Origin of the sequence: Pseudomonas sp. B392_1p, from assembly GCF_052245235.1 — a bacterium.
Classification (GTDB): domain Bacteria; phylum Pseudomonadota; class Gammaproteobacteria; order Pseudomonadales; family Pseudomonadaceae; genus Serpens; species Serpens gallinarum.
On sequence record NZ_JBQPXM010000019.1, the window covers coordinates 42347 to 54244 of the forward strand.

Sequence of the window (11898 nt, forward strand, 5' to 3'; positions counted from 1 at the left end):
AATTTTTGTAAAATGAATCAATGGTTTGGTCAAAATTCATCGATTAGCATAGCCAGGAGTCGGCCTGATGTTGACCCATTTGCATATAAAGAACTTCAAGGCCTGGAAGGATACCGGCCCAATTCGCCTGGCACCCTTAACGGTGATTTTTGGCGCCAACAGCGCTGGTAAAAGTAGCCTAGGTCACTTGCTGCTGGCTTTGAAACAGACCGTGTTATCGACTGATCGCAAACGTCCCCTGCATCTTGGCGATGAGAATGCGTTGGTAGATCTGGGTACCTTTGCCGAGTGCGTCCACGACCACGACCTTGAGCAATCCTTGAGCTTTGAGCTGGGCTGGCAACTGCCAGAAAAGCTCGATGTGCGCGACCCGCTAACACGGGCGAGGTTCCAAGGCGACCACTTGCAACTGTCGGTCGGTTTGCTGGCAGACAAACGCGAACAGCCGCGTATACATGAAATGTGTTACCAGTTGGCCAATGACGGTAACTCGCAGCTGGAAGTGAGATATACCAATGATCAGAAGGGCAAGCCGGAAATCACATCAAGTCAGTTCAAGCTGGTACGCAGCACAGGCCGTGCATGGCCGCTGGATGAGCCAGACAAGTTTTATCGTATTTCGGATCAGAGCCGGGCACGGTTCCAGAATGCTGAGTTTCTCAGCGACTTTGCATTGTCCACCGAGGCCGCACTAAACAGCATCTATTATCTGGGGCCACTGCGCGACCACCCGAAACGCATTTACTCTTGGTCCGGCGATACGCCCGAGAGTGTCGGCCAAAAGGGGGAGTTTACCGTTGCGGCCATTCTGGCTGCCAGCGCCCAGCAGCGTTCACTTAGCCGCGGCTACAAGAAAAAGGCTTACCCGTTTGATGCCTTTATCGCCCAGTGGCTGAAGACACTCGGGATTATCGATAGCTTCAGCGTTAAGCCGGTAGCTGTAGGGCGCAAAGAATACGAGGTGTTGCTGCGAACCCACGGTGCTGGCAGTGAAGTCAAAATCACCGATGTGGGCTTCGGGGTATCCCAAGTACTGCCGGCCTTGACCCAGGCGTTTTATTGCCCGCCCAACTCAACAGTCTGGATGGAGCAACCAGAAATTCATCTGCACCCCCAGGTCCAAGCAGAGTTAGCTGATGTGTTTATTGCGGCTACCCAGGCCAGGGAGAAGGGCAAGGAGCGCCATGTGCAGTTGATTATTGAAAGTCACTCGGAACATTTTCTCAACCGTATTCAGCGCCGTGTTGCTGAAGGCAAGCTGAGCACTGAGGATGTTGCTGTGTATTTTTGCGATAGGGCAGGTGCTGCAACTGAACTGGAGCCATTACGGTTGAATATGTTCGGTGAGATTGAAAACTGGCCGGAAAATTTCTTTGGGGATGAAATGGCAGATATTGCCGCCAGAACGTTGGCTGCAATGCAGCGCAAGAAAAAATATCGCGAGGAGTCTGGTCAGTGAGCCGAGCAGTGATCGATACCAATATCCTGCTGATTGCCAATGAACAGCATCCGGATGTGACACCTGAATGTGTCGTGGAATGCGTGCGTCGGTTGAGGGCGATCCAGCGTGACGGCACCGTTGTGATTGATGATGGATACCGTGTTTTGGGGGAATACCAGCACAAGACGCAGCTCAATCCACCCAAGGGTGTAGGCGACGTGTTTCTCAAGTGGCTGCTACGCAATGCGGGCAACGTCAAGTACTGCGAGCAGGTCGCACTGTCTGATATAGGAAATGACAGTTTCCTCGAATTTCCTGATCAGGTATTGCAACCTGAATTTGATGCGCCTGATCGCAAGTTTGCCGCTGTATCGAATGCCCATCCGGAAAAGCCACCAGTGTGGCAAGGTGCAGACAGTAAATGGCTAAACTGGTGGACACAGTTACAGGCGGCAGGTGTCAGAGTGGAATTTGTATGTCCGGCTGATGCATGTCGCTTTTATGCCAACAAGTTTCCTGGTAAACCGGTGCCGGCTCTTCCTCCGGGGAATCCATGACCGACTTCTTCCGATTCCCCCATACCTCACACATCGCCTGGCTGGGCGAAGGCCAGCCCCGGGACGACAAGGTGCTGGCACCCCATGAGGTCGATGAGTTGCTGGCCGATGCAGTGCGGGTGGAAGAGAAGCTTGACGGCGCCAATCTGGGCATTTCCTTGGTGCCGAATGGCCAACTGCGCGCGCAGAACCGTGGCCAGTATCTGATTGAACCCTATGTCGGCCAGTTCTCGCGCCTGACGTCCTGGATGGCACAACATCAATGGCAATTGCAGGAGCAGTTAGGCACCGACCTGATTCTGTTTGGTGAGTGGTGTGCCGCCAAGCACTCGCTGGACTACGAAAACCTGCCTGACTGGTTTGTGGTGTTCGATGTGTATGATCGGGCAGCTCAGCGCTTCTGGAGCAGCCAGCGCCGCAATGCTCTGGCTGAATCGCTTGGCCTGTCTGCAGTACCAGCTTTGTATGAAGGCAAAGCCAGCCTGACACAACTGAAGAAACTGCTCGCCAGTACCACCAGCCGTTATCGCCAAGGAGCCCCAGAGGGCTTGGTGATTCGCAGAGAAAGTCAGCAGTGGTGTGAAAGTCGAGCCAAGCTGGTGCGGGCAGAATTTACCCAGACCATCAGCGATCATTGGCGTAGCCGATCGATTGAGTGGAACAAGGTGGGGCAGGGGGCCAGCAGGACATGAACCCCCTGCAGCGTGCCCTGATCGAAAAAGCTGGGCATGATCACGGCTTTGAATATGTATCGGCCTCTACGGACAGCCAAGTACAAATGGCCTCAGCCCGGCACCCGGCGCAGGTGGTTGTCAGGCTGGATGGCGGCCGTTTTATCTTGTCTTTCAACGCGCTGACGACGGCGCAGCTGAACAACGAACTGGCCCGCAGCTTCCCCGAGTTTCTTTTTGATGATGGGGTGTTCCAGGCGCCGGATCAGAATGCCCTGGCTGTACTGCTGCGCCGTGCCGCAGAGCTTGCCCATGCACTGCCGAATCAGGCCGTCCGCGACTTTGATGTCAGCTTGCAACAAGAGCTGGACCACTTGCCCCTCGAGCTTAAGGGTACTGAGGTTGAGCGTCTGGTACGCCAGCGCGTTGGGCAGCAGGCATTTCGCAGCGCCATGCTGGACTACTGGGGTGGCGCCTGCGCAGTGACCGGTATTGCCATTCCCGAGCTACTGCGCGCCAGTCACGCCAAACCTTGGGCTGAATGTGGCAGTGATGCAGAGCGGCTGGATGTGTTCAACGGTTTTCTGCTCAGTGCCAATCTGGATGCGCTGTTTGATCGTTTTTTAATCAGCTTTGATAATGGCGGTGAGTTGCTGTTGTCGTCGCAAATTTCCCATTCAGACCGGATCTTGCTAGGGCTTGATCGGCCCCTGCAGTTACACTGGATTGCCAGTGAACATTTGCCCTATCTGGGTTATCACCGACAGTGCTTTATCTCCGCACAGCAGTAGGGAGGTCGCTAGTCAGGCCATCGAAAAGGGGCGGCCGAGCACGGCAGTGAACATGCTGCATTTTCGGGGCGAATATCTCGCCTCTGGTTGATGCCCTGGATTCAATCCAGCAACTGCCGGCGGATCGCCTCCTGCTTACGCAGCTCAAGCGCCAAGTCGCGCAGCAGAGGCCGGACACCACCCTTCCAGGCATTACGCGCGGATGCGGCCTTTCCGTCCTGACTTCTTGGGCCGGTGCTCTGTTTCCAAGGCTGCCATTGCCGGATCAACTCCGCCTGCCGAGCCCGTCGCTCGGGTGTCCAGCCGTTCGCCATGCTCCACCTCCAATAGTTCGTTTGGCGCTTTTTTGTTTTTCCTCGCACGTGCGCGCGAGGCACCGCTGTCGTTGTTGACCTGAACTTGGTTGCCGATATTGGCCTGCCGCACAAAGGCTATCTGTTTCGGCGTCTTGAGTTCACCAAGCGTTTGCAGGGTAGCGCGTGCCTGGCTCTGAGATTTGAACGCCAGCCGCATGTAGCGCTCCATCGCGTCTAAGTCCCCGGTGGTTAGAGCCAGGCTGGCCAGCCTGGCGAACAGGCCGTCCAGGGTGTGAGCCTGGGCAATCAACATACTTTCAGCGCGCGACAGATCATCGGCGCGAATGGCCGCCGTCTGCTGCTTCAGCTCGCCGACCATCTCGGTGATCTGCGACTGGTCGATGTTCTGGCAGATCGTCAGTACCGAGGCGCTCAGGCACTCCGGGCTGGTCACGGTGCGCGCCAGGGCCTGGCCAGGGGTTTCATCTGCTTGCAGCTCTACGGTCAGCTTCTGCTCCATCAGGGGGTCTCCAAGGTATTTGTTTCGCTGACATAGCGGGCGCGCAGCACGCCCCCTGTTTCACAGTAACGGTTTAGAGGCGGACAGCAGTGAGGGCAGCCGCCCAAGGCGTGGGCATGAAAGGCATCGCGAGCGGCGATCCATTCCGGCGTGGCCGTGCCGGCGGTGTTGTAGGTGTGCTGCGGCTGGCGCCGCTCATTGTGCTGGTGCTGCTCCGGGGGCCTGGGCTGCGGCATCCATGCCGGGTTGCTGCGGATCAGGTTGGCCGCGAAGCGCGGATGGGTCTGGTGCTGCTCGACTAGGTCGTGACGATCCACAAAACCACGCTCCAACAGGTAGGCCGGCGAACAACCCAGCAGGCAAGCGACACGCCCCAGCCAGGCCAGCGCCTCGGGCGAGTCGTTCGCAGCCGTCAGTACTGGCCCCGCGAGGGTGCCGGCCAGCTCGATCAGCAGCTCGGCTTTGTGGGCAACGATGTATTGCTGAAGCTCCGAAGTCATCCGCTCGACCGGCGAGACGCGGAGCTTGTCAGCCACGGCCTCGACAGTCAGACCGGCCCGGCTCAGGTAGTCCAAGGCGGCCATAGGTCAGAACTCCAAGTAGTCGGCGGCAGCGTTTGCGGATGCCGGGGGCTGCGAAAACTGCGGATTCTGCGGAAGGCCCCGTACTTGCTGGGTTTCAGCTTGCGGAAGGCCTGCGGAAGTTTGCGGAAGCTCTGCGGATGCCGGACGGGCTGCGGTGGTGATCCGCGTTTTTCCCGCACCTTTCCGCAAATCATCCGCAACCGCAAAGCCGCGCGGTTGCTGGGTTTCCTCAGAATCCGCAGTTTTCGCAAGGGGGTTGATTTGGAATTGCTTTCCGTCGCTGCCGAGCGCCAGCAGATGGTGATGCTTCACCAGAACGGCCAACACTTTGTTGCGTACCTTGGCCGAGCGCATCGCCGCCGGCCCCGACTTGCCCAGATCGTTGACGTGGAACTCTTGCCACTTCGCCGCGCGCTTGGGGTCGCGCAGCCAGCTCATCAGGTCGGCGGCTTTCTTCATCTCAGGGTCAATCGCGTCTGCATCGGTGTAGCGCAGCCACTCCGACAGCGAGTAGCGCACCAGCTTGCAGGCCTGGCGCATGCAGTCGCCGTCGATTTGCTCAATACCCTCGAAGCATCCCAGCACGGCAGCCAGGCGCAGCGCCTGCTCGGCGCCCCGGTTGGCGAACGGTTTGAGCCCGGCAAACTTGCCGAGCGGCCCGAGGTGGCCTTCGATCTCGTTGCGGAAGTCCACCCAAACCTCAACCGCCTCTGCATCGGGCTGCAGAACGGGCGGCCTGACTTCGCCGATTTCCATCTCAATATGTTCGGGGCTGGCTGCGACCTCCTGGCAGCGCGCCCAGTAGCGTTGCAAGCGCGGGTCAGCGTAGGAGCTGCGCTTCAGTGCCTCGACAGTGGTGAAACGTTGCCCGGCCAAACTATCCGGCGCAGCCAGTAGAAACCGCGCAAGAAAGCCTTGGCCTACCATCAGAGGGTTACTTAGCGCCTCGGCGACCGTTACCGGCTGTGCCAGCAGGTGAATGCTCAGGCGGCGGTTGTAGGCCACGCCCGAGCCTTCCAGGTTGCCCTTGGAACGGGTGCGCTCGAAGCGTCCATCATCGAAACCCTTGGTCAGCCCGCCCAGGGTCGCGGCCACGGTGTCAGCCTTGAGCGATGAACCACCAAGCATTTGCCCTCCTTCATCCGTGTCCCAGCTCGCCGCCGGTTTGCCCCGGATGAACTCGCCGGCCAGCGGTTCAAAGGTCGCATCGCTGAACTGGGTCTGCGGATCAGGCGGCAGCGTATGGGCGGCGAGGAACTCCTCACGCGCCTTGCCTTTCATGCCGGCGGCCATGGCCTCGACTTCCGCGCAGGTCTGGCGGTATCGGGTGCGGGCATCCTTTTCCGCTTCGTCGATTGTCTTGAAGGCCAGTTTTCGCGCGCTCGACTTACCTTCTCCGCTGCCGAACAGCGACAGCGCGAACAGTGAGCAGGGTGCTCCTCCGGGTTTGCCCTTGGGGTGCCAGGCATTGACGCGGGTTTGCGCCAAGTGAGTCGCTGCGCCGATAACACACTGGCCGGCAATGGCTGCAGGGACGAGCTCATGTTCGACGATGGCCTCGACCGCTTCACGCATTACGCAGGGCAGTGCGTCTACCGGGTAGGGTGTCGGCGGCGCGGTTTCTGGCAGCAGCGGTTGCGGTGCCGTCCCGGCCGGGGTCTGAACCTCCGTTAGCAGTCGCGCATGCATGCCCGACCCTCCTGCCACATGGCCAAGTCGTTGAAGTCGCTCAGATGCATAGGCGCATCCGTCGGCCAGGCAGGGAGGACGTAACCGCATCCGAGCTGCGTGGCTGCGTGGATGGCAGCCAGCTTGCCCGCGTTGGGCTTGCCCTCGGTTTCCTTGGCGCGGTCATCGTCGCCGGCGATGATCAGCACGGCATCGGGATAGCGGCGCTTCAGCTCCTGCCCAGCCGGCAGCAGATTGCCCGCGCTCATTGCAGCGGCTACCGGCTTGCCGGTCTGCTCGTGCAGGGTGGCAGCGGTGGCGATGCCCTCGACGATCAGCAGCTCGACGCCGGCCTCGATTCGACCGAACGGGCAGTAGCCGCCGGTAATCCTCCCGCCTGGCAGGAAACGTTTGCAGCCATCGGCGGCGATGCGCTGCAGGTTCACCACTTCCCCGCGCCAGCAAATCGGGGCGATTAGCATGTCGCCGAGCTGGCGCAGGTGGTGCGGCTTGATGCGCTTGCGGCTCAGGTACGGGTGGTCGGGATCAGGCGCGCCAGCAAGGGCGAAATCACGACGTGCTCGGGCGGCTGCACGATCCCACCCGGCCTGGCGCTCTGCATCGGCTTTGCGCTGGCGCTGTTCACGCTGGCGGGCGATGCGCTGGCGCTCGACTTCCTCGGCGAGCAGGTCGGGCTTAGAACGCTCGCCGCCGCACGGCAGTCCGAGCTGCTGGGCAATTATGCGGGCGGCATCCATTTGCCGGCAGCCGCGAAGGTAGGCCATCAGCGACACAAGGTCGCCGCCTTTATCGCCGCTGGCGAAGTCGTGCCAGGTGCCGGTGGTGGTGTTGATACTAAAGCTGCCCGGCTGGCGGTCGCCGCGTACTGGATTGGTCGGCCAGTACTCCACGCCCTTGCGGGTGCCATCCGGCAGCCAGTCGGCGAGCAGCGTGTCGGCCTGCGGCAAGGCGGCGTCGGCGATGCGCTGAATCTCGAAGTGAAAGGGCTTCATTGCAGTTCCTCCGGCGCGTCGTGGATCGGCAGGCGTGCGCCGTTGATGCACTGGCGCAGCGATTCACGACTCAGGCCCTTGGCTTGCAGTATCGTCGCCAGGCTCAGGAAACAGGCCATGGCAACCACCTCGGTCGGAGTATTACTGGCGCGGGCATAGCCGATGATGTGAGGCAGCAGTTCGTCCAGAATGAAGGCTTCGTGATCCTCAACCCGGTGTTTGGCGTAGTTAGTCATGCCAGCACCTCCGCCAGCCAGAAACAGCCGAGCACAGTCAGCGCGATCAGCAGACTGAAGGTGCAATCGAGTGCGAACGTGTGCAGGACGGAACTGATAGACTCGGCCTTGCGCGGGCGGCTTTGTTCTACGGGACGGGTCGCCTTTTTCATGCGCGACCCTCCAGTCGATCAGTCACCCACTGCTCGACCTCCAGTGAATCCCAGCCGACAGCGCGGGCGCCGATCTTGCGGGCCTTCGGGAATTCACCCTTGCTCATCAATTCGTAAATCCAGGCGCGACCGAAACCGGTCGCGTCTATGACTTGTTGCAGCCGGTAGATACGGCGCTCTGGGCGGGTAAAGCGTTTGGGCGGGTGGGTAGTGATGACAGGCATAGCCAAATCTCCTTTGCGCTCGCTGGCGCTTAGCGGATGAAGTGGCCGAAACTTATCTAGCAGGGCAGGGCGGGAAAATTCCCCAGCCGTAACGGATATGGGGTTAACCGTTATAGTTATGGGGTTATCCGATACGCTCAGGAGGTTTTGCGGGAGCGACCAGCTTGGCTGGCGTATTTCGGTGCGACGGGCTTTATCCATTGTTTGAGGCGGTCGGGAGTGTCTGGCAGTGACTCTTTAAAGCCTTCATCAACGAGCGCCCTGTAAACTCGGTCAGCCATATTCCCTATGCGGATTTCCTTCGCGGCGTCGGCCTGCCATTGTTGTTTGGCGATGACTTGGGCGCGCTCGATAGCGGCAGATTTGTCTTCGTTAAATTGATCAAGACCTGACATCCTTTTTTTAGTGGTCTTGTTTTTCCATGCTTCCAGCACGATCTTCGAGATTCTGGCTGTGTTTCTTGATAAATCTTCGTTTTTCAAGATTTCATGTTGAATCTGCACATTCTTGGCTTGGATGATTTCATTCGCGCGTTGGATAGACTCCTTTGCCTTGCCACTGCCGCTCTTGAGCCCATCCACATAGATCAGATGCTGCGCCGTTATTACAGCCAACTGCTCCGGTGTGTATGCCTGCAAAAGCTCTCTGGCCAGCCGCTCCGTTACTTCGTGATACTGGGCTTCGGAGCTGACTTCCATGCCAGGCTCCCAGGCTGATTGTTTTGCCTGCTTGTCCATGATTCGCCCTCCCAGGCTCTCCCGCTTCTGAATAGATCGGCTGGCCGGGGCAGGTGGGATGCCCGCATTTCGGGGGCGACCCTAGGCCAGCCGGTAACTCGTTTAGGCGCGGCGGAACTCCAGCACGTTGTCAGCCGTCAACAACGCCTCGATTCGCTCGCCGAGCAGCCGCCAGGCTTCGGCCTTTTCCCTGGCGTAGTCGTAATGTTGGTAGGCGCCGCGAACCTTGGGCGCTTCGACTGCGTGGCCCTGGCACAGGTCGATAATGTCGGGCACTACCCCGAGCGATTGCATCATGGTCGAGCCGGTGCGGCGCAGGTCGTGCGGCGTCCACTCACCATTGGCCCCGCCTGCTAGTACCAGTGTGTCGTTATGCTGGCGGCCTGATAGTGGCTTGCTGCGGTTCTTGAACTTGCATTGCCGGTCGCCTACCAGCTTGCTGACTGTCTTTGTGCAGACGTGGCCGTCGCCTTTCGTGTTGGGGAACACATAGGGCGTTGCGCCGGTCAACTTGTGCAGCACTTCGAACTGGCGCCGAGCAAAGAGTGACAGGGTGACGTTGTTGTCTTTGCGTTTGCGGTGCCGGCCTTTGGTGTTGGCCGCAGGAATGAACCACGTCCCGGCCTCCAGGTCGATATGCTGCCACTCGGACATGAGCAGTTCGCCAATACGGCAAAGGGTACTCAGGCAGATCCAGACGGCGCATTGCACACGCTGATTTACCGGGCGAATGCCGGAATACTTTTGCCCCTCGGGCAGGGCGTCGTAATCGCGCTCCAGCTTGGCGAATATGTCGCACAGCTCTCGAACTTCAGCGGGCGATAACGTGCGGTCACGCACTTCGTTGTAGTCCGCGTCTAGCAGCTTGAGGTCATCCAATACCTTGGGTGTCATCAGGTCGGCGGGGTTGCCGTCCGACATCAGGCAGCGCCAGGGCTTGTGCTTTTCAGCCCAGCGCAACATCTGGCGCATGTCGTTGTTCAGGATTACCAACGTTCTATTCAGCCCGCGCTTCTTCGCGGCGCGCAGAACCGCTAGCAAGTCTTGCTTGGACAGCTCTCGGATCATCTTCTTACCGATAACGGGCAGCACGTCCTTGGCGAAGCTCCGGCGCAACTCTGCATTGCCGTCCTCGCGTCGCACGCCATCGATTAGCCAGGCTTCGAACAAATCAGCGACGGTTAGGTTTTCGGCTGCTTGACGTTCGGCCTCGGCAATGGTTGCAACTATGGCGGCCTGCGCTTCGATTCTGGCGGCTTTCTTGGCCGCGCCGGGATCGATACCTTGGGCCGCGGTGGCTTTAGCTCGGTCGCGCTCTGCTCGAAGCTCAGCCAATGTTTTCTTGGGCCATGACCCTAGGGCGTAATCGTGCTTCTTGCCCCCAGCAAACCACTCATAGCGAAACGCTACAGTGATGCCGAACTTGCCGGCACGCACCTTGGTAACTATCCCGTCCGGCTCACGCCTCACTTTGCCATCATCGGCGGCGGTGAGCGATTGCAGCTCCTTCATTGTCCACTTCGTCGCTTTCATCTATCAGCCCTTCGATCAGCGCCTTCCATTTTTTACCCCATTTTTACCCCATGTAATTTTGTGGCTTGCGATGGGCATGGGTGGAGCGGTCTGGACGATAGAATAGCCTGCAGGCCGCGTTATTACTATGCTCGCCCCTTTCTTTCGGGATCGTTTGGCGTCCAGTGAGATATACTCATTAACCGCATGGGGTGCAAGGGGTAGAGTGTTCGAATCACTCCGTCCCGACCAAAAAACTCCAAAAAATCCAGTCACTTAGCGGTGACTGGATTTTTTTATGCCTGCTGATTTTCATCTTCAGTGGGCCAGGGGTAAACAAAGGGGTAAACGCACTATAACTTCGTCGCATGAAGACACTTTCGGTACGGTAGTGGCACAGCCCGTCAGCTGGATGTGGTGAGGTCTGACGGCGGTTTCAGCGACAGGCGTGACCTGGTGCCGATGGTCGAGTGTCACATCTCGCAGCGCTGCTGGCTGGCCGGGCGTCCAGGCGCAGGCTGGTTAGGTTCAGGGCAACAGCGGGGTGCAGGCGAACATCAGGGCGATGGCCAGCCAAGCCCGTTCTCGACTCGCGCCACCGAGAGCAGCCTCATGAGTTGGGGCGGTGGCACGTTCAGCTCACGCAGACCCCAGGTCATTCTTGTGTAGTTGCGCGCGACGCTGCGAAAGGCGTTGTCACCATACGAGTGCATGAGCCTCACGGCCTGTTTGGCTTTACGTGCGAAAAAAACGGCGCTGGATTCGATTGACTCCAATAGCGCCGTCTTTGTGGGCGAAACGAGCCCGTAGGGCACAAGGCGCCTCGTTACAGATCAATCCACGGCCTTGACCATGTCTTCAATGACTTTCTTGGCGTCGCCAAAAACCATCATGGTCTTGTCCATGTAGAACAGCTCGTTATCCAGACCGGCGTAGCCGCTGGCCATGGAGCGCTTGTTGACGATCACGGTCTTGGCCTTGTACGCCTCGAGGATCGGCATGCCGGCAATCGGTGACTGGGGATCGTTCTTCGCCGCCGGGTTGACCACGTCGTTGGCGCCCAGCACCAGCACCACGTCGGTCTGGCCGAACTCGGAGTTGATGTCCTCCATCTCGAATACCTGTTCGTAGGGCACTTCGGCCTCGGCGAGCAGTACGTTCATATGCCCCGGCATGCGCCCGGCCACCGGGTGGATGGCGTATTTTACGTTGACGCCGCGATGGCTCAGCTTTTCGGCTAATTCCATCAGGGCATGCTGGGCGCGGGCCACCGCCAGGCCGTAACCCGGCACGATCACTACCGTGTCGGCGTTGGTCAACAGGAACGCGGCATCATCTGAGGAACCCGACTTCACGCTGCGTTGCTCTTGCGAACCGTTGGCGGCGCCCGCATCGGCATCACCCCCGAAGCCGCCGAGAATCACGTTGAAGAACGAGCGGTTCATCGCCTTGCACATGATGTAGGAGAGGATCGCGCCTGAGGAACCCACCAGGGA

General features: G+C 59.2%; 14 protein-coding genes. 4 read left to right on the forward strand and 10 right to left on the reverse strand.

Annotated features, from left to right (window positions below; all coding sequences use genetic code 11):
- The first annotated feature begins 67 nt into the window (after positions 1–67).
- Genes ACTV8E_RS20020 through ACTV8E_RS20035 form a run of 4 tightly spaced genes read left to right on the forward strand, consistent with a single transcriptional unit; the run spans position 68 to position 3460 of the window.
- Complete coding sequence (locus ACTV8E_RS20020) at positions 68–1459, forward strand: DUF3696 domain-containing protein (RefSeq protein WP_443200614.1); 1392 nt, start codon at positions 68–70, stop codon at positions 1457–1459.
- On the forward strand, positions 1456–1998 hold the full coding sequence (locus ACTV8E_RS20025; protein WP_443200615.1) for a hypothetical protein: 543 nt from the start codon (positions 1456–1458) through the stop codon (positions 1996–1998). Before ACTV8E_RS20020 ends, ACTV8E_RS20025 begins: the two co-directional genes overlap by 4 nt.
- Positions 1995–2690: an RNA ligase family protein gene (locus ACTV8E_RS20030; protein ID WP_443200616.1), complete on the forward strand. Its 696-nt coding sequence runs from the start codon at positions 1995–1997 to the stop codon at positions 2688–2690. The genes ACTV8E_RS20025 and ACTV8E_RS20030 overlap by 4 nt, the downstream gene beginning before the upstream one ends.
- On the forward strand, positions 2687–3460 hold the full coding sequence (locus tag ACTV8E_RS20035) for an HNH endonuclease (RefSeq protein WP_443200617.1): 774 nt from the start codon (positions 2687–2689) through the stop codon (positions 3458–3460). Before ACTV8E_RS20030 ends, ACTV8E_RS20035 begins: the two co-directional genes overlap by 4 nt.
- Before the next feature lie 192 nt (positions 3461–3652).
- On the opposite strand, the gene ACTV8E_RS20040 is transcribed toward ACTV8E_RS20035, so the two are convergent.
- The 10 genes from ACTV8E_RS20040 to ACTV8E_RS20085 all read right to left on the reverse strand — a co-directional run.
- Entirely contained in the window at positions 3653–4276 is a 624-nt protein-coding gene (locus tag ACTV8E_RS20040) for a hypothetical protein (protein WP_443200618.1), read from the reverse strand.
- Positions 4276–4860, reverse strand: a complete 585-nt coding sequence (locus tag ACTV8E_RS20045; protein ID WP_443200619.1) for a hypothetical protein — start codon at positions 4858–4860, stop codon at positions 4276–4278. The genes ACTV8E_RS20040 and ACTV8E_RS20045 overlap by 1 nt, the downstream gene beginning before the upstream one ends.
- A 3-nt stretch (positions 4861–4863) precedes the next feature.
- Positions 4864–6549, reverse strand: coding sequence for a DUF3987 domain-containing protein (locus ACTV8E_RS20050; RefSeq protein WP_443200620.1), 1686 nt, complete (start codon positions 6547–6549; stop codon positions 4864–4866).
- On the reverse strand, positions 6531–7541 hold the full coding sequence (locus tag ACTV8E_RS20055) for a toprim domain-containing protein (protein ID WP_443200621.1): 1011 nt from the start codon (positions 7539–7541) through the stop codon (positions 6531–6533). Before ACTV8E_RS20055 ends, ACTV8E_RS20050 begins: the two co-directional genes overlap by 19 nt.
- Positions 7538–7777 (reverse strand): hypothetical protein, encoded by a 240-nt coding sequence (locus ACTV8E_RS20060; RefSeq protein ID WP_443200622.1) that lies wholly within the window; start codon positions 7775–7777, stop codon positions 7538–7540. Before ACTV8E_RS20060 ends, ACTV8E_RS20055 begins: the two co-directional genes overlap by 4 nt.
- Positions 7774–7929, reverse strand: a complete 156-nt coding sequence (locus tag ACTV8E_RS20065) for a hypothetical protein (protein ID WP_443200623.1) — start codon at positions 7927–7929, stop codon at positions 7774–7776. Before ACTV8E_RS20065 ends, ACTV8E_RS20060 begins: the two co-directional genes overlap by 4 nt.
- Positions 7926–8153: a helix-turn-helix transcriptional regulator gene (locus tag ACTV8E_RS20070; protein WP_443200624.1), complete on the reverse strand. Its 228-nt coding sequence runs from the start codon at positions 8151–8153 to the stop codon at positions 7926–7928. Before ACTV8E_RS20070 ends, ACTV8E_RS20065 begins: the two co-directional genes overlap by 4 nt.
- A 137-nt stretch (positions 8154–8290) precedes the next feature.
- Positions 8291–8890: a hypothetical protein gene (locus tag ACTV8E_RS20075; RefSeq protein ID WP_443200625.1), complete on the reverse strand. Its 600-nt coding sequence runs from the start codon at positions 8888–8890 to the stop codon at positions 8291–8293.
- Between the two features lie 102 nt (positions 8891–8992).
- Positions 8993–10402 carry a tyrosine-type recombinase/integrase gene (locus ACTV8E_RS20080; RefSeq protein WP_443200626.1) on the reverse strand — a complete coding sequence of 470 codons (1410 nt, stop codon included), beginning with the start codon at positions 10400–10402 and terminating at the stop codon, positions 8993–8995.
- Positions 10403–11235: 833 nt separating this feature from the next.
- Positions 11236–11898: NAD(P)(+) transhydrogenase (Re/Si-specific) subunit beta (locus ACTV8E_RS20085; RefSeq protein WP_443200627.1), on the reverse strand; the 663-nt coding region annotated here is incomplete at its 5' end.

Excerpts from the sequence above, each read along its gene's own strand:
- ACTV8E_RS20020 (WP_443200614.1), top strand. The coding sequence starts at position 68 with ATGTTGACCCATTTGCATATAAAGAACTTCAAGGCCTGGAAGGATACC.
- ACTV8E_RS20030 (WP_443200616.1), top strand. The coding sequence starts at position 1,995 with ATGACCGACTTCTTCCGATTCCCCCATACCTCACACATCGCCTGGCTG.
- ACTV8E_RS20035 (WP_443200617.1), top strand. The coding sequence starts at position 2,687 with ATGAACCCCCTGCAGCGTGCCCTGATCGAAAAAGCTGGGCATGATCAC.
- ACTV8E_RS20040 (WP_443200618.1), bottom strand. The coding sequence starts at position 4,276 with ATGGAGCAGAAGCTGACCGTAGAGCTGCAAGCAGATGAAACCCCTGGC.
- ACTV8E_RS20045 (WP_443200619.1), bottom strand. The coding sequence starts at position 4,860 with ATGGCCGCCTTGGACTACCTGAGCCGGGCCGGTCTGACTGTCGAGGCC.
- ACTV8E_RS20050 (WP_443200620.1), bottom strand. The coding sequence starts at position 6,549 with ATGCATGCGCGACTGCTAACGGAGGTTCAGACCCCGGCCGGGACGGCA.
- ACTV8E_RS20055 (WP_443200621.1), bottom strand. The coding sequence starts at position 7,541 with ATGAAGCCCTTTCACTTCGAGATTCAGCGCATCGCCGACGCCGCCTTG.
- ACTV8E_RS20060 (WP_443200622.1), bottom strand. The coding sequence starts at position 7,777 with ATGACTAACTACGCCAAACACCGGGTTGAGGATCACGAAGCCTTCATT.
- ACTV8E_RS20065 (WP_443200623.1), bottom strand. The coding sequence starts at position 7,929 with ATGAAAAAGGCGACCCGTCCCGTAGAACAAAGCCGCCCGCGCAAGGCC.
- ACTV8E_RS20070 (WP_443200624.1), bottom strand. The coding sequence starts at position 8,153 with ATGCCTGTCATCACTACCCACCCGCCCAAACGCTTTACCCGCCCAGAG.
- ACTV8E_RS20075 (WP_443200625.1), bottom strand. The coding sequence starts at position 8,890 with ATGGACAAGCAGGCAAAACAATCAGCCTGGGAGCCTGGCATGGAAGTC.
- ACTV8E_RS20080 (WP_443200626.1), bottom strand. The coding sequence starts at position 10,402 with ATGAAGGAGCTGCAATCGCTCACCGCCGCCGATGATGGCAAAGTGAGG.